General features: G+C 76.7%; 4 protein-coding genes. All 4 read left to right on the forward strand.

Going from position 1 to position 18,774, the window contains the following annotated elements; genetic code table 11:
• Positions 1-912: acyl carrier protein (locus ACZ6KO_RS25720; protein WP_469306369.1), on the forward strand; the 912-nt coding region annotated here is incomplete at its 5' end.
• 50 nt (positions 913-962) lie between these two features.
• Positions 963-5,828 carry a type I polyketide synthase gene (locus ACZ6KO_RS25725; RefSeq protein ID WP_469306370.1) on the forward strand — a complete coding sequence of 1,622 codons (4,866 nt, stop codon included), beginning with the start codon at positions 963-965 and terminating at the stop codon, positions 5,826-5,828.
• A gap of 1 nt (position 5,829) precedes the next feature.
• Positions 5,830-17,313, forward strand: coding sequence for a type I polyketide synthase (locus ACZ6KO_RS25730; protein WP_469306371.1), 11,484 nt, complete (start codon positions 5,830-5,832; stop codon positions 17,311-17,313).
• Positions 17,310-18,725 (forward strand): MDR family MFS transporter, encoded by a 1,416-nt coding sequence (locus tag ACZ6KO_RS25735; RefSeq protein WP_469306372.1) that lies wholly within the window; start codon positions 17,310-17,312, stop codon positions 18,723-18,725. Before ACZ6KO_RS25730 ends, ACZ6KO_RS25735 begins: the two co-directional genes overlap by 4 nt.
• The last annotated feature ends 49 nt before the right edge of the window (positions 18,726-18,774 follow it).

Below are 18,774 nucleotides of genomic sequence, written 5' to 3' on the forward strand. Positions count from 1 at the left end.
GGGCAGGGTAACTATGCGGCTGCCAACGCCTATCTGGACGCGCTGGCGGAGCAGCGGCGCGCGGACGGGCTGCCCGCCACCTCCATCGCCTGGGGTGCATGGGGGGACAGCGGCCTCGCGGCCGAGTCCGCCGTCGTCGCCGAGCGCATGCGGCGCGGCGGGCTCGTACCGATGGCTCCGGACCTGGCGATCACGGCGCTCCAGCAGTCCCTGGACCGCGACGAGACGACCCTGGTCGTCGCCGGAGTCGACTGGGAGCGTTTCGCGTCCGGGTTCACCTCCGCCCGCCCGAGCCCGCTGCTCACCGGCGTCGCCGAGGCCCGCGCCGTCCTCGAAGCCGTGGACGAGGGCCGGACGGCCGGCGCGTCCCTGCGCGACACCCTCCTCGCCCTGCCCGCCGACGCCCGTGAACGGACCGTCCTCGATCTGGTCCGTACGCACGTGGCGGCCGTGCTCGGACACGGCTCGCCCCAGGACGTCATCGCCGGACGCGCCTTCCGCGAGGCCGGGTTCGACTCGCTGACGGCGGTCGAGCTGCGCAACCGGCTGAGCACCGCGACCGGGCTGGACCTGCCCGCCACGCTGGTCTTCGACCACCCCACCCCCGCCGTCCTGGCCGGCCACCTGCGCCACGAACTGTGCGGGGACGGCGGGGACGGCGGCGGCAGCGCCGGTGCCGCCGGGCTGGGCGAGCTCAGCCGCCTCGAGCAGGCCCTCGCCGGCGTCGTACCCGGCGCCGCCGACCACACCACGATCATGCGGCGGCTGCAGGCCCTCGTGGCCCAGTGGCAGGACGCCGACCCCGACCGCCCCGACGGCCGCGTCGCCGCCCGGACGAGCGCCGACGCGTACGAGAGCGCGACCGACGACGAACTGTTCGGGCTGCTCGGCGAGAAGTTCGGCATCTCATGAGCGCCGCCCCGCCGCCCGCCGCCCACCCCTCCGCCAGGGAGCACCTCCACGTGTCCAACGAAGACAAACTCCGCCACTTCCTCAAGCGCGTCTCGGCCGAACTCGAACAGACCAGGGAACGCCTGCGCGAGAACGAGCACCGGGCCGCCGAGCCGATCGCCGTCGTGGCCATGGCCTGCCGCTTTCCCGGCGGTGTCCAGAGCCCCGAAGACCTCTGGCAGCTGCTGGTCTCCGGCGGCGACGCCATGACCGGCTTCCCCACCGACCGGGGCTGGGACCTGGACGAGCTGCTGTCCGGCGGACCGGACGGCGCCGGCGCCTCGTACGCCCGCCGGGCCGGATTCCTGGCGGACGCGGGCGATTTCGACGCGGGGTTCTTCGGGATCTCGCCGCGTGAGGCCCTCGCCATGGACCCGCAGCAGCGGCTGCTGCTGGAGACCTCCTGGGAGGCCGTCGAGCGGGCCGGGATCGCCCCGGACGCGCTGCGCGGCAGCCGTACGGGCGTGTTCATCGGCACCAACGGCCAGGACTACGCCCCCGTCGCCGTCCACTCCGGCGACGACCTCGCCGGCCACATCATGACCGGCAACGCGGCCAGCGTCCTGTCCGGGCGCCTCAGTTACGTCTACGGGTTCCAGGGGCCGGCCGTCACGGTCGACACCGCCTGCTCGGCCTCGCTGGTCGCCCTGCACCTGGCCGCCCAGGCCCTGCGGCGCGGGGAATGCGATCTCGCCCTGACCGGCGGCGCGACCGTGATGTCGATGCCCACCCTGTTCGCCGAGTTCAGCCGGCAGGGCGGGCTGGCCCGCGACGGCCGGTGCAAGGCCTTCGCGGCGGCCGCCGACGGCACGGGCTGGGGCGAGGGAGCGGGGCTGCTCGTCCTCGAACGGCTCTCCGACGCCCGGCGCCACGGCCACCCCGTCCTCGCCGTCATCCGCGGCTCCGCCGTCAACCAGGACGGGGCGAGCAACGGGCTGACCGCCCCCAACGGCCCCGCCCAGCAGCGGGTCATCGAGGAGGCGCTGGCCGATGCCCGGCTGACCGCGGAGCAGGTGGACGTGGTGGAGGCGCATGGGACGGGGACGACGCTGGGTGATCCGATCGAGGCGCAGGCGCTGCTGGCGACGTATGGGCGGGGGCGTCCGGTGGGGCGGCCGCTGGGGCTGGGGTCGGTGAAGTCGAACATCGGGCACACCCAGGCGGCTGCCGGGGTGGCGGGTGTGATCAAGATGGTGGAGGCCATCCGTCACGGTGTCATGCCGCGCACGCTGCACGTGGACGAGCCGACACCCAACGTCGACTGGTCGGCGGGCACGGTACGGCTGCTGACCGAGAACACCGACTGGCCCGACACCGGCCAGCCGCGCCGCGCCGGCGTCTCCTCCTTCGGTATCAGCGGAACCAACGCCCACGTGATCCTGGAACAGGCGTCCGCCGCCACGGAGGAGGCGGATGCGGCCGGTGCACCGGGGGAACCGGAGGAGCCGGGAACGCGCGCGACGCCTGCCGTACCAGGGGCGTCGGTGGCATCCGTGGCGTCCGGAGCGGACCGGGGCACGGACGGCGGCGGCCAGCCGGCCCCCGTCGTCGCCGTGGTGACCGCCCGCACGGACGACGCCCTGCGCGCCCAGGCCGCGCGCCTGCACGCCCGGCTCACGGCCGACCCCGCCCTGCGCCCCCGCGACCTCGGCCTCTCCCTCGCCACCACCCGCGCCGCCCTCGGCCGGCGCGCGGCCGTCGTCGCCGCCGACCGGGACACCCTCCTGGACGGGCTGGCGGCGCTCACGGCCGGCACCCCGGCACCCGGAGTCCTGAGCGGCGCCGCCGACGGCTCCGGCGGGCTGGCCTTCCTGTTCACCGGCCAGGGCGCCCAGAGCGCCGGGATGGGACGCGAGCTGTACGCCGCCCACCCGGTCTTCGCGCAGGCCTTCGACGCGGCCTGCGCCGCCCTCGACCGCCACCTGGAACGGCCGCTGCGCGACGTGGTGTTCGGCGACGGCACGCCGGCCGGCGGAGCCGGCACGCCGCTGGACCGCACGCAGTACACGCAGGCCGGGCTGTTCGCCCTGGAGACCGCCCTCTTCCGGCTCTTCACCGCCTGGGGCGTCCGCCCGGACTTCCTGCTCGGCCACTCGGTGGGCGAGCTGACCGCCGCGCACGCGGCCGGCGTGCTCTCCCTCGCCGACGCGGCCACGCTCGTCGCGGCCCGCGGACGGCTCATGGAGGCGCTGCCCGAGGGCGGTGCGATGATCTCGGTGCAGGCCACCGAGGACGAGGTACGCGCGACGCTGGCGCCGGGCGCCGGGATCGCCGCCGTCAACGGCCCGCGGGCCACCGTCGTCTCCGGCGACCGGGCGGCCGTCGAGCGGACCGCCGCCGCGCTGGAGGCCGCCGGCCACCGCACCAAGCCGCTCAACGTCAGCCACGCCTTCCACTCGCACCTGATGGAACCGATGCTCGCCGAGTTCGGCCGTATCGCGGGCACCCTCACCTTCCACGCGCCGGCCGTCCCCCTCGTGTCGAACACCACCGGACGCACGGCCGACCCCGCCGAACTGCGCACCCCCGGCTACTGGGTGCGGCACGTCCGCGAGGCCGTCCGCTTCCACGACGGCATGCGGCACCTGGAGGCCCAGGGCGTACGCCGCTTCGCCGAGCTCGGTCCCTCCGGCGTCCTGACCGCCGCCGGGCGGGCCTGCCTGAGCTCCCCCGACGCCGTCCTGGTGCCGGCACTGCGCCGCGACCGCCCCGAGGCGCACAGCGTCGCCACCGCCCTCGGCGAGCTGTTCGTCCACGGCACGGCTCCCGACTGGAACGCGGTCTTCGCCGGCACCGGCGCCCGCCGCGTGGACCTGCCCACGACGGCGTTCCGGCGCACCCGCTACTGGGCCCGCCCCGGCGGCCCGGCCCCGGCGGCCCCGGGTGCCGAGGCCGACCCGTCGGCGGCCCTGCAGTACCGCATCGAGTGGCAGCCCCTCACCGACCCGGCCGGCGCCGGCCCCTCCGGCACCTGGCTCGTGATCGGCCGCGGCGACGCCGGTACCGGCGCCGGCCCGTCCGACCTCGACCTCGTCACGCGGGCGCTGAACCGGCTCGGCGCCACCGCCCTGCCCCTGCACCTGCCCGCCACCGGCCACGACCCGCTCGCCCTGGCCGACCGCCTGCGCCGGACCCTGGCCGCCGCCACCGGTGACGAGACCACTGACGAGACCAGTGACGAGACCGGCTGCGCGGGCGTCCTGCTGCTGCCCGGCCCGGCCGGCGACGGCGGTCTGGAGCCGGCCCTCGCCCTCCACCGGGCGCTCGGCGAGGCCGGGATCGGCGCCCCCCTGTGGTGCGCCACCCGCGGCGCGGTGTCCACCGGCCCCGGTGACCGGCTCACCGACCCCCACCAGGCCCAGGTCTGGGGACTGGGCCGGGCGGCCGCCCTGGAGACCCCCGCCCGCTGGGGAGGCCTGATCGACCTGCCCGGCCACCTCGACGACACCGCCCTCGCCCGGCTGTGCGGCCTGCTGGCCCGCCCCGGCGGCGAGGACCAGCTCGCCCTCCGCCCGGACGGCGTGTCGGCCCGCCGGCTCGCCCGGATCCGCCGTACGTCGGCCCCCGTCACCCCGTGGCGGCCCTCCGGCACCGTCCTCGTCACCGGCGGCACCGGCGCACTCGGCGGCCACATCGCCCGCTGGCTGGCCGGCGCCGGCGCCGAGCACCTGGTCCTCACCAGCCGCCGCGGCGAACGGGCCCCCGGCGCCCTCGAACTGGCCGCCGAACTCACCGCGGCCGGCGCCAAGGTCACCCTCGCCGCCTGCGACGCCGCCGACCGGACGCAGCTCGCGGCCGTCCTGGACGCCATCCCCGCCGACCTGCCGCTGACCGCCGTCGTCCACACCGCCGGCGTCCTCGACGACGGCGTGCTCGCCGCCCTCACCCCCGAACGCTTCGCGAGGGTCCTGCGCCCCAAGGCGGACGCGGCCCGCCACCTGCACGAGCTGACCCGCGACCGCGACCTGTCGGCGTTCGTCCTCTTCTCCTCGTTCGCCGGCGCCGTGGGCGGCGCCGGGCAGGCCAACTACGCCGCCGCCAACGCCTTCCTCGACGCGCTCGCCGACCAGCGGCACGCCGACGGCCTGCCCGCCACCGCCGTCGCCTGGGGTGCCTGGGCCGGCGGCGGCATGGCCGAGGACGAGGCAGCCGTCGGCGAGCGGCTGCGCCGCCACGGCGTACGGCCCATGCCGCCGCACGCCGCGATCGCCGGACTCCAGCACGCCCTCGACCACGGCGACCCCGCCGTGGCCGTCGCCGACATCGACTGGGAGCTGTTCGCCCCCGGATTCACGACCGTCCGGCCCAGCCCCCTGCTCGCCGGCGTCCCCGAGGCGGCCCCCCGCCGTGCCGACGACGCCGACGACGCCTGGCGGGACCGGATCACCCTGCTGCCGGACGCCGAACGCGCCGAGGCCCTGCTGGAGTTCGTCCGCACGCAGGCCGCCGCCGTGCTCGGCCACCCCGGCCCCGGAGCCGTCGCCCCCGGCCAGCCCTTCCGCGACCTCGGCTTCGACTCCCTCATGGCCGTCGACCTGCGCAACGTCCTCGGCGCCCGCACCGGGCTCGACCTCCCCACCACCGTCGTCTTCGACCACCCCAGCCCGCAGGCCCTGGCGGACTTCCTCGCCACGGAACTCGGCGGCACCGCCGCCACCCGCCTGCTGGCCGACCTCGACCGCCTGGGCGACGCCCTCGCGGCCGTCGACGACCCCGGCGTACGGGCCGACGCCGCCGCACGCCTCCAGACCCTGCTGACCCTGGCCCGCGGCGCCGCCGCCGGCCCGGACGGCGCACCGGGTGACGACACCCGGCCGACCTTGGACACGGCGGACGACCTGTTCGCCTACATCGACCAGAAGTACGGGACCCGCTGACATGGCGAACGAGACCAAGCTCCTTGACTACCTCAAGCGGGTCACGGCCGACCTGGACGAGGCCAACCGCCGCCTCCAGGACGCCGAGGACCGCACCCACGAGCCGATCGCCATCGTCGGCATGGGCTGCCGCTTCCCCGGCGGGGTGACCTCCGCGGAACAGCTGTGGACCCTGTTGTCCGACGGCACCGACGCCCTGGCCCCCTTCCCCGGCGACCGCGGCTGGGACCTCGGCGCCCTCTACGACCCCGACCCCGACCGGGCGGGCACCTCGTACGTCCGCGAGGGCGGATTCCTCGGCGCGGCCGCCGACTTCGACCCGGCCTTCTTCGGCATCAGCCCGCGCGAGGCCCGCGCCATGGACCCGCAGCAGCGCCTGCTCCTCGAAGTCGCCTGGGAGGCCCTCGAACGGGCCGGCCTCGACCCGGCGGCCCTGCGCGGCAGCCGCGCCGGCGTGTTCGTCGGCACCAACGGACAGGACTACGGCAGCCTGTTCGGCTCCACCCCGGCCACCTCGGAGGAGGGCCTGGAGGGCTACATCGGCACCGGCAACGCCGCCAGCGTGCTCTCGGGCCGGCTGTCGTACGTCCTCGGCCTGGAGGGCCCGGCCGTCACCATCGACACCGCCTGCTCCTCCTCCCTCGTCTCCCTGCACCTGGCCGCCGAGGCGCTGCGCCGCGGCGAGTGCACCCTCGCGCTCGCGGGCGGCGCCACCGTCATGGCGACCCCGCGCGTCTTCGTCGAGTTCTCCCGCCAGCGCGGCCTGGCCTCCGACGGCCGCTGCAAGCCGTTCGCCGCCGCCGCGGACGGCACCGGCTGGGGCGAGGGAGCGGGGCTGCTCGTCCTCGAACGGCTCTCCGACGCCCGGCGCCACGGCCACCCCGTCCTCGCCGTCATCCGCGGCTCCGCCGTCAACCAGGACGGCGCGTCCAACGGGCTGACCGCACCCAACGGCCCCGCCCAGCAGCGCGTCATCCGCCAGGCCCTGGCCGGCGCCCGCCTCACCGCCGACCTCGTCGACGCCGTCGAGGCCCACGGCACCGGCACCCGCCTCGGCGACCCCATCGAAGCCCACGCCCTGCTCGCCACGTACGGCCGCGGCCGCCCCGCGGACCGGCCGCTGTGGCTGGGGTCGGTCAAGTCCAACCTGGGTCACACGCAGGCCGCGGCCGGCGTCGCGGGCGTCATCAAGATGGTCCTCGCCATCCAGCACGGCATGCTGCCCCGCACCCTGCACGTCGACGAGCCGACCCCGCACGTCGACTGGAGCGCCGGCGGCGTACGCCTGCTCACGGAGCCGGTGCCGTGGCCCGAGACCGGTGCGCCGCGCCGGGCCGGCGTCTCGGCCTTCGGCGTCAGCGGCACCAACGCCCACCTGATCGTCGAGCAGGCCGCGCCCGAGGACGCCCGGCCGCCCCGGCCCGAGGCACCGCGGCTCCCGCACGCGAGCGCCCTGCCCTGGCTGCTGTCGGCGCACACCCCCGAGGCGCTGCGCGCCCGGGCCGCACAGATCGGCTCCTTCGCCGCCCAGGGCCACCCCGAGCCCGACCCGGCCGACCTGGCCCACTCCCTGGCCGTCGCCCCGGCCTTCGACCACCGGGCCGTCGTACCGGCCGGCACCCGCGAAAACCTGCTCGTGGGCACGCCGACGGACGGGGCCCTGGCGTTCCTGTTCTCGGGGCAGGGTGCGCAGCGGGCGGGGATGGGGCGTGAGCTGTACGCGTCGTACCCCGTGTTCGCCTCGGCTTTCGACGAGGTGTGTGCGCAGTTCGAACTGCCGCTGAAGGATGTGGTGTTCGGGGACGGGGATCGGGTCCACCGGACCGAGTTCACCCAGCCGGCGCTGTTCGCCGTGGAGGTGGCGCTCTACCGACTCGTCGAGTCCTTCGGTCTGCGGCCTGACTTCGTCGCCGGTCATTCGATCGGTGAGATCGCGGCCGCGCACGCCGCCGGAGTGCTGTCCCTCGCCGACGCGGCGCGCCTGGTGGCCGCGCGGGGCCGGCTGATGGGGGAGCTGCCCGAGGGCGGTGCGATGGTGTCCGTCCAGGCGACGGAGGACGAGATACGTCCGCTGCTGGGCGCCGGCGTCGACATCGCGGCCGTCAACGGGCCGCGGTCCGTGGTGGTTTCCGGGGCCGAGGGCGCGGTGCTGGACGTCGCGGCCGCGTTCGCCGGGCAGGGGCGGAAGACCAAGCGCCTGACGGTCTCGCACGCGTTCCACTCCCCGCTGATGGAGCCGATGCTGGCGGCGTTCCGCGAGGTCGCGGAACAGCTGACGTACGCGGATCCGGTGATCCCGGTCGTGTCGAACGTGACCGGTGAGCAGGTCACGGAGTTCTCGGCCGCCTACTGGGTGGAGCACGTCCGCTGCGCGGTCCGCTTCGGCGACGGGATCCGACACCTCGCGGAGCAGGGTGTGGGCCATTTCCTGGAGCTGGGTCCGCAGGGCGTGCTGTCCGCGATGGCGGGTCAGTCACTGCCGGAGGAGTTCGCCGGGCTGCTGACGCCGGTGCTGCGCAAGGACCGTCCGGAGGCGGAGGCCTTCCTCGCCGCCCTCGCCGACGCCTGGACCCGCGGCCTGCCCGTCGACACCGGGCTGCTGCTGCCCGGCCGGCGCCTGGAGCTGCCGGCGTACCCCTTCCAGCGGCAGCGCTACTGGCCCGAGACCTCCCCCGCCGGTGATGTGACGGCCGCCGGGCTCGGCGCCGCCGAGCACCCGCTGCTCGGGGCCATGGTCTCCGTGGCCGACGCCGACCAGGTGCTGTTCACCGGCCGGCTCTCCCTGCGCAGCCACCCCTGGCTCGCCGACCACGCCGTCCTCGGCACGGTGTTCGTCCCCGGCACCGCCTTCGTCGAGCTCGCCGTCCGCGCCGGCGACCAGGTCGGCTGCGCCGGGCTCGACGAGCTGACCATCGAGGCCCCGCTCGTCCTGCCCGCGGAGGGCGCCGTCCAGCTCCAGGTGGCCGTGGCCGCCGCCGACGAGAGCGGCCGCCGTACCGTGACCTTCCACTCCCGGCACGCCGACGCCGACGAGCCCTGGACCCGGCACGCCACGGGCCTCCTGGCCCCGACGACCTCCTCCCTCCCCGGCGCGGACCTCACCGCGTGGCCCCCGGCCGACGCCGAAGAGGTATCCGTCGAGGGGCTGTACGAGCACCTCACCGACGTCGGATTCGGCTACGGCCCCGCGTTCCAGGGGCTGCGGGCCGTCTGGCGGCGCGGCGACGAGGTGTTCGCAGAGGTGCGGCTGCCGCAGGAGGCGGACGCCGCCCGCTTCGGCCTGCACCCCGCCCTGCTGGACGCGGCCCTGCACGCCGTCGGCCTGGGTGACTTCGTCGCCGAGGGCGGTGCCAGCCTGCCGTTCTCGTGGCGCGGTGTGACACTGCACGCCTCCGGGGCCTCGGCCCTGCGCGTACGGCTGTCCCCGGCCGGCCACGACACGGTGGCCCTCGACGTCGCCGACCCGGCGGGCGCACCCGTGGCCACGGTCGAGGCACTCGCCCTGCGGCCGGCGACGGCCCCGCGCGCACAGCGCCACCGCGACGCGCTGTTCCGGCTCGACTGGACGCCCGTACCGCTGCCGACGGAGGCGGCCCCCGTCGGGGGCACCGCGCCCGGCCGCTGGATCGGCTCGGCGGCCGAACTGGCCGCGCTGGACACGGTTCCGGACACCGTCCTCGTCCGCTGCGCCGAGGACGACGCGGCGCCCGGTGCCGCCGGCCCGGCCGCCACCGCGCACACCGCCACCCACCGCGTCCTCGCCCTCCTCCAGGGCTGGCTCGCCGACCCGCGGTGCGCCTCCTCCCAGCTGGTCCTCGTGACCCGCGGCGCCGTGGCCGCCCGCCCCGGCGACGCGGTCGACGACCTCGGCCACAGCGCGCTGTGGGGCCTGGTCCGCTCGGCGCAGGCCGAGAACCCGGACACCTTCCGCCTGGTCGACCTCGACGCCGACGCCGATACCGCCGGTGTGGACATCGGGCTCCTGGCCGGGCTCGACGAGCCGCAGCTCGCCCTCCGCGACGGCCGCCCGCTCGCCCCCCGGCTGACCCGGGTCCCCGCCCCGGGCCCGGCCCGCGCCTGGGACCCGGACGGCACCGTCCTGATCACCGGCGGCACCGGCGGTCTGGGCGCGTTGCTCGCCCGCCACCTGGTGGCCGAACACGGCGTACGGAGCCTGCTGCTGGCCGGGCGCCGCGGCCCCGCCGCCCAGGGCGCGGCCGAACTCGCCGCCGAGCTCACCGCGGCGGGCGCGACCGTCGCCGTCGAGGCCTGCGACGTCAGCGACCGCGACGACCTGGCGCGGCTGCTCGGCCGGATCCCCGCCGACTGCCCGCTGACCGCCGTCGTCCACGCCGCCGGCGTCCTCGACGACGGGGTGATCGGCTCGCTGGACGCGGGACGGATCGACACCGTCCTGCGGCCCAAGGCCGATGCCGCCTGGCACCTGCACGAGCTCACCGCGGACCTCGGACTGTCGGCGTTCGTGCTGTTCTCCTCGGCCGCTGGCGTGTTCGGCGCCCCCGGCCAGGCCGGCTACGCCGCCGCCAACGCCTTCCTCGACGCCCTCGCCCAGCACCGCGCCGCCCAGGGCCTGCCCGCGGTGTCCCTGGCCTGGGGCCTGTGGGCCGAGGGCAGCGGCATGGGCGGCCGGCTCGCCGGCGGTGACCGCGACCGGATCACCGGCTCCGGTGTCGCCGCCCTGTCCTCCGCCGAGGGCCTGGAACTCTTCGACCTCGCCGGCGGGTTCGACGAGGCCGTCCTGGTCCCGGCCCGCATGGACCTCACCCCGCCCGCGGGCGCGGCCGCCGCGACACCGCCCGCGCTGCTGCGCTCCCTCGTCCGCGGCCCGGCCCGCCGGACGGCCGCGTCCGGCACCGCCCCGGCCGTTCGGACGGCGTGGACGGACACCCAGCTCGCGGACCTCGTCCGTACCCACGTCGGCGCCGTCCTCGGCCATGCCTCGGCCCAGGCCGTCGACCTCACCAAGGCGTTCACCGAACTCGGCTTCGACTCCCTCACGGCGGTCGAGCTGCGCAACCGGCTCACCGCCGACACCGGCCTGCGGCTGTCGGCCACCCTCATCTTCGACTACCCCACCCCCGCCGCCCTGGTCGAGCACCTGCGCGGTGGCCTGGCCGGGGCCGGGGCCGGGCCCGCGGAACCGGCTGGTGCCCCTGTCCGTACCGGGCGCGCGGCGGCCGACGACGACCCGATCGCGATCGTCGCCATGAGCTGCCGCTACCCGGGCGGGGTCCGCTCGCCCGAGGACCTGTGGAACCTGGTGGCCGACGGCCGCGACGGCATCGCGGCCTTCCCCACCGACCGCGGCTGGGACCTGGACGGCCTCTTCGACGCCGACCCCGACGCGGCGGGCCGCTCGTACGTCTCCGAGGGAGGATTCCTCTACGACGCCCCCGAGTTCGACGCCGGCTTCTTCGGGATCTCGCCCCGCGAGGCCCTCGCCATGGACCCCCAGCAGCGGCTGCTCCTGGAGACCGCCTGGGAGGTCTTCGAACGCGCCGGTATCGACCCGACGTCGATGCGCGGCAGCGAGACCGGGGTCTTCGCGGGCGTCATGTACCACGACTACGCCTCCCGGCTGGGTGACGGCGCGGTGCCCGAGGGCATCGACGGCTACCTCAGCACGGGCAACGCGGGCAGCGTCCTGTCCGGCCGGATCTCGTACGTGCTGGGCCTGGAGGGCCCCGCCGTCACCGTCGACACGGCCTGCTCCTCCTCCCTGGTGGCCCTGCACCTGGCCGCCCAGGCCCTGCGCCAGGGGGAGTGCGCGTTCGCCCTGGCGGGCGGGGCGACCGTCATGGCCACGCCCAACACCTTCGTGGAGTTCTCCCGCCAGCGCGGACTGGCCTCCGACGGCCGCTGCAAGTCCTTCGCCGCGTCCGCCGACGGCACCGGCTGGGGCGAGGGCGCCGGCCTGCTCCTGCTGGAGCGGCTCTCCGACGCCCGCGCGAACGGCCACCCCGTCCTCGCCGTCATCCGCGGGTCGGCCGTCAACCAGGACGGCGCCTCCAACGGACTGACCGCCCCCAACGGCCCGTCCCAGCAACGTGTCATCCGCCAGGCCCTCGGCAGCGCGGGGCTGGGCGTGCGGGACGTCGACGCCGTCGAGGCGCACGGCACCGGCACCACGCTCGGCGACCCGATCGAGGCCCAGGCCGTCCTCGCCACGTACGGCCAGGACCGGGCCGCAGGCCACCCCCTCTACCTGGGGTCGCTGAAGTCCAACATCGGGCACACCCAGGCCGCGGCCGGCGTCGGCGGGATCATCAAGATGGTGCAGGCGATGCGCCACGGCGTCCTGCCCCGCACCCTCCACGTGGACGAGCCCACCCCGCACGTCGACTGGACCGCCGGCGAGGTCCGGCTGCTGACCGACCCGCTGCCCTGGCCCGACACCGGCCGCGCCCGCCGCTGCGCGGTCTCCTCGTTCGGCGTGAGCGGCACTAACGCCCACGTCATCATCGAACAGTCCCCGGACCCCACCCCCGCGGCGGTCGCCGAACCCACCCCGCAGGCGACTCCGGCCACGGCTGCCGACGCGGCGACTGCGGCCGTGGTGCCCTGGGTGGTGTCCGCCAAGAGCGGTGCCGCGCTGCGCGGTCAGGCGCTCGCCCTGCTCGACGGCATCGCCGCCCGCCCCGGCCGCTCCCCGGCCGACATCGGATTGTCGCTGGCCCGCTCGCGCGCCGCGCTGGAGCACCGGGCCGCGGTGCTGGCCGCCGACGAGGCCGGCTTCGCCGAGGGGCTCGCCGCGCTGGCGGCGGGCGAACCCTCGCCCCGCCTTGTCACCGGAACGGCACGCGGCGGAGCCAAGACCGTGTTCGTGTTCCCGGGGCAGGGTTCGCAGTGGCCGGGCATGGCCGCGGAACTGCTGGCGTCCAGTGAGGTGTTCGCCGAGCGGATGGCGGAGTGTGAGCGGGCGCTGGCTCCGTACGTGGCGTGGTCGCTGACGGAGGTCCTGGGTGACGAGGAGGCGCTTGCCCGGGTGGATGTGGTCCAGCCGGCCCTGTGGGCGGTGATGGTGTCGCTGGCCGCGCTCTGGCGTTCGTACGGAGTCGAGCCCGCAGCCGTCCTGGGCCACTCGCAGGGGGAGATCGCCGCGGCGTGCGTCGCGGGTGCGCTCACCCTCGACGACGGGGCCCGTGTCGTCGCCCTGCGCAGCAAGGCCCTGCTCGCCCTCTCCGGGCGCGGCGGCATGGTCTCCGTCCCGCTCTCCCGCGACGAGGCCGCCGGTCTGCTCGACGAGCGGCTCTCCCTCGCCGCCGTCAACGGCCCGCGCTCCGTGGTCGTCTCCGGCGACCCGGAAGCCCTGGAGGCCGTGCTCGCCGAGGTCGAGGGCGCGCGCCGGATCGCCGTCGACTACGCCTCCCACTCGGCCCACGTCGAGGAGATCCGCGCCGAGCTGCTCGACGTCCTCGCGGCGGTGACCCCGCGGGTGGCCGAAGTGCCCTTCTTCTCGACGGTCACCGCCGACTGGCAGGACGGCGCCGGGCTGGACGCCGGCTACTGGTACCGCAACCTGCGTCAGACCGTGCTCCTCGCCGACGCGACCGAGACCCTGCTCGGGGCCGGGCACGATGTGTTCATCGAGGTCAGCGCGCATCCCGTCCTCGTGCACGGCCTGCCCGACACGGCGATCGGCACCCTGCGCCGCGGCGACGGCGGCCCCGCCCGCTTCGCCGCCGCGCTCGCCGAGGCCCATGTGCACGGCGTCCCGGTGGACTGGGACACGGTCTTCCCCGGAGCCCGCCGGACCGACCTGCCGACGTACGCCTTCCAGCGCGAGCGGTTCTGGCTCCAGCCCGCCGAGGCCACCGGTGACGTGGCGTCGGCGGGCCTGGACCCGGCCGGCCACCCGCTGCTCGGCGCGTCGGTGACCCTCGCGGCCTCCGACGACCGCCTCTTCACCGGCCGCCTGTCGCTGACCGCGCAGCCGTGGCTGGCCGACCACGCGGTGGGCGACACCGTGCTGCTGCCCGGCACCGCCTTCGTCGAGCTCGCCGTCCGGGCCGGTGAGCAGGCCGGCTGCGGGCGGCTGGAGGAACTCACCCTGGAGGCACCGCTGGTGCTGCCGGCCCGCGGTGCGGTCCAGGTGCAGCTGGCCCTCGGCCCCGCCGACGCGGACGACCACCGGCCCCTCGCCCTGTACGCCCGCCCCGCGGCGGAGCCCGACGCGCCGTGGACCCGGCACGCGACCGGCGTCCTCGCCCCGCCGGCCCCGGCCGACGCCCCGGCGGAGGCGGAGGCGGACGAGCCCGCCGCCCTCGCCCCGCCCGCCTCGGCGGCCGCCCTCGCGGGGGCGGACCAGGCCTGGCCCCCGGCCGGCGCCGAACCGCTGGACCTCACGGGCTTCTACGACGGCCTGGCCGACGCCGGACTCGCCTACGGGCCCGCCTTCCAGGGCCTGCACGCGGCCTGGCGGCTCGGCGACGAGGTCCTCGCCGACGTCCGCCTCGACGACGGCCGGGCCACGGACGCCGCCCGCTTCGGCCTGCACCCCGCCCTGCTCGACGCCGCGCTCCACGCGGTGGGCCTGGGCTCCTTCCTGGACGGCAGCGGCGTCCGCCTGCCCTTCGCCTGGAACAACGTCACCCTCCACACCCCCGGCGCCACAGCGCTCCGCGTCCGCATCGCCCGAGCCGCCGACACGGGCACCGGCACGAGCACGGCCACCGGCTCCACCACTACGGCTGGCGTGGGCACGGGCTCCACCACTACGGCTGGCGTGGGCACGGGCTCCGCCACTGCGGTTGGCGCGGGCGTCGGCTCCGCCACTGCGGCCGACGCGGGCATCGGCTCCGCTACCGCGGCTGGTGTGGGGACGGGCTCCGCTACTGCGGCTGGCGTGGGCACGGGCTCCGCCACTGCGGCAGGCGTGGGCATCGGCTCCGCCATCGCGGCCAGCGCGGGCGCCGGTTCCGCTACCGCGGCCAGCGTGGGCGCCGGCTCCGGCACTGCGGCCGACGCGGGCATCGGCTTCGCCACCGCGGCCGGCTCCGCCGCGGCGGCGGACGCGGCCGTGAGTGCCGCCACCGCCGCCGGCACGGTCGCCGACGCCGTCACCCTCACCGCCACCGACGGCGCCGGCCGCCCCGTGCTCACCGTCGAATCCCTCGTCCTGCGGCCCCTGGCCGCAGGGCACCTCGCCCACCGGGATTCCCTCTTCCGACTGGAGTGGACCCCCGCGCCCGCCGCCGATCCGGTCCCGGCCGCCGCCGCGCTGGAGGCCGACACCTCCGCCGGGCCGCACGCGGCCGTCGCGCAGGTGCTGGCGGCCCTCCAGGACACGGCCGCCCGCGCCGACGCCGAACGGCTGGTCGTCGTCACCCGCGGCGCCGCGGGCGACGACGAGGTGCGCGACCTGGCCGGCGCCGCCGTCTGGGGGCTGGTGCGCTCGGCACAGTCCGAACACCCCGGCCGCTTCGGCCTCCTGGACCTCGCCGAGGGCGAGGACCCGCGGCCGTACCTGACCTCGCCCGAGCCGCAGCTCGTCGTGCGCGGGGGAGTGGCCCGCGCCCCCCGCCTGGCCAGGGTCACCACCGCCCCCGAACCCCACGGGACCGCCTTCGCCCCCGGCGGCACGGTCCTGATCACCGGCGGCACCGGCGTGCTGGGGCGGGCCGTGGCCCGCCACCTGGCCGCCGAGCACGGCGTCCGCCACCTGCTGCTGGCCAGCCGGTCGGGCGGCGCCGCCGACCTCGTCGCCGAACTCGGCGCCCGGGGCGTATCGGTGACCGTGGCCGCCTGCGACGTCGCCGACCGGGCGGCCCTGGCCGCACTGCTCGGGGACATCCCGGCCGAGCACCCGCTGACCGCCGTGTTCCACACCGCCGGTGTGCTCGACGACGGGGTCATCGAGTCCCTCACCCCCGAGCGCCTCGACACCGTCCTGCGGCCCAAGGCCGACGCCGCGTGGAACCTCCACGAACTCACCCGCGACCTCGACCTCACCGCCTTCGTCCTGTTCTCCTCCGCATCCGGCCTGCTCGGCGCGCCCGGGCAGGGCAACTACGCCGCCGCCAACGCCTACCTCGACGCCCTCGCCCGGCTCCGCCGGCAGCAGGGCCTGCCCGCCCAGTCCCTGGCCTGGGGCCTGTGGGCCGAACGCAGCGGTATGACCGGCGGCCTGGACACCACCGACGTCGACCGCATCTCCCGCGGCGGCATCGCCCCGCTGACCACGGCCGACGCCCTCGCCCTGCTGGACGCGGCCGCCGCCCTCGGCGAGCCGCTCGCCGTACCCGTTCGGCTGGACCTGCCCGCGCTGCGGGCACGGGCCCGCCACGAGGCCCTGCCGCCGCTGCTGCACGGGCTCGTGGCCCCCCGGGACCAGCGCCCCGCGCCGGCCGCCCCGGCCGGCCCGCTGACCCCGGCGGACCTGCTGACCCTGGTCCGCTCCCACACGGCCGCGGTGCTCGGCCACGCCTCCGCGGACCGCGTCGAGCCCGACCGCAAGTTCCTGGAGCTCGGCTTCGACTCCCTCACCTCCGTCCGCCTGCGCAACAGCCTGGGCACCGCGACCGGCCTGCGGCTGTCGGCCACGGCCGTCTTCGACCACCCCACCCCGGCCGCCCTCGCCGAACACCTCGGCGAGCAGCTCGCCGCGGCGGGCGCCGGGGCGGGCGCCGGGGCCGGGCCGGCCCCCGCCACCACCACCGAACCCCAGCCGCTGGCCGCCCTCTACCGGCAGGCCTGTGCGGACGGGAAGGTCAAGGAGGGCACCGACCTGCTGGTCGCGGCGTCCGTCCTGCGCCCGTCCTTCGACTCCGCCGACCACGACGGACCGGAGCCGGTGACCCTCGCCGAGGGCCCGCACGGCCCGGCCCTCATCTGCCTGCCCTCGGTCACGGCCCTGTCCAGCCCGCACCAGTTCGCCCGGTTCGCCGCGCCGTTCCGCGGCCATCGCGACGTCAGCGTCCTGCCCCTGCCGGGCTACGCCGACGGCGAGCGGCTGCCCGCCACCGCCGAGGCGCTCGTCGCGTACGTCGCCGAAGCCGTCCTGCGCCGTGCCGCGGGCGCGCCGTTCGCGCTGGCCGGCTACTCCTCCGGCGGCTGGCTGGCCCACGCCGTCACCGCGCACCTCGAACGCCGGGGCACCCCGCCCACCGGCCTGGTGCTGCTCGACACGTTCCTGCCCGGCGACGCCGCCCGGCCCGAGTTCCGCTCCGAGATGACCCACGCGATGTTCGAGAGAGAGGCCGACGTGCGCTGGATGACCGATGCCCGGCTGACCGCCATGGGCGGCTACTTCCTGCTGTTCCACGGCTGGCAGCCCGCGCCGGTGACCGTACCGACCCTGCTCGTGGGCGCCGACCGCTCCCTGGTCGAGGGCGGCGGGCACCGCGCCACCTGGCCGCTGCCCCACACCGCCGTCGACGTCCCCGGCGACCACTTCACGATGATGGAAGACGACGCGCAGAGCGCCGCCCGCGCCGTCGCCCACTGGCTGGGGTCCGCCCTGTGACCACCGCACCGACCGCACCGGCCCCGGCCCCCGCCGGCCGGGGCCTGGGGCCCGCCGTCTGGCGGGCCGCCACTGTCGTGATCGTGGGAGCGACGATGTCGTTCCTCGACTCGACCATCGTCAACGTCGCCCTCACCGCGCTGGCCACGGACTTCACGGTGACCCTGGACACCGTCCAATGGACCGTCACCGCCTACCTCCTGGCCGTGGCGGCGGTCATCCCGGTCTCCGGCTGGGCCGCCCGCCGCTTCGGCGCCCGGCGCACGTACGCCTGGGCCGTCGTGCTGTTCACGCTGGCCTCCGCGCTGTGCGCCGTGGCGCAGAACGCGCCCCAGCTCATCGCGTTCCGCGCCCTGCAGGGCCTCGGCGGCGGTCTGATCATGCCGGTCGGGCAGATGATCCTCGCCCGGACCGCCGGCCCGCAGAACATGTCACGCGTCATGGCCACCGTGGGCGTGCCCATCGTGCTGGCCCCGGTGTTCGGCCCGTTCATCGGCGGCCTCCTGCTGCACTACGCGGACTGGCGGTGGATCTTCCTGGTCAACCTCCCCGTCGGTGCCGCGGCACTCGCCTGCGCCCTGGGCCTCCTGCCTCCCGACCAGGGGCGGGAGGCCTCCCGGCCGCTGGACCTCCCCGGACTCGCCGCCGTCTCCACCGGCATGGTCGCCCTCACGTACGGGCTCGGGGCCGGCGGCTCCGGCGCCGCGCTGCCTTGCACGGCCGCCGGCGCCGTCCTGCTCGTCCTGTTCGTCGTCCGTACGCTGCGCACCGCGCACCCGCTGTTCGACGTACGCCTCTACCGGGACCCCGTCTTCCGGGCGGCGTCGCTGACGACGTTCTTCCTCGCGATGGGCATGTACGCGGGCATGGTGCTGATGCCGCTGTACTTCCAGGACGTCCGCCAGGAGGACCCGGTCAGCACCGGGCTGCTGCTGGTCCCGTCCAGCGTCGGCGCGGCCGCGGCCACCTGGCTCTCCGGGCGCGCCGCGCAGCGGCTGGGCGACGGCCGCACCGCGCTCGTCGGCGCCGCGCTGAGCCTGGCTGCGGCGGTGCCGTTCACCCTGGTCGGCGCGGACACGCCGTACACCGTGATCGCCGCGGCGATGACCGTGTCGGGCTTCGGCGCCGGCCTGTCGGTGATGCCCGCGATGACCTCGGCCTTCCGGGCGCTGGACCCCGCGCGGATCAGCGACGCCTCGCCGCAGCTGGCGATCCTGCAGCGGCTGGGCGGGTCGGTCGCCACCGCGGTCCTCGTCATGGTCCTCCAGACCCGCCTGGACGGCGCGGCCGCCGACCGGCCCGCGGACCGGGCCGACGCCTTCGCCGTCACCTTCACCTGGTCACTGGCGCTCGCCGCGGTCGCCACCGCCGCCGCGTATCTCCTGGCCCGCGCGCAACGCCGGACGACCTGACACCCGGACACACGGACACCCGGATACCCGGACACCACGGAAGGCAGAC

The sequence above is a fragment of the Streptomyces sp. NPDC042102 genome, assembly GCF_055582305.1.

Bases quoted from the DNA above. Each gene is read 5' to 3' on its own strand.
- ACZ6KO_RS25730 (WP_469306371.1), top strand. From the start codon at position 5,830: ATGGCGAACGAGACCAAGCTCCTTGACTACCTCAAGCGGGTCACGGCC.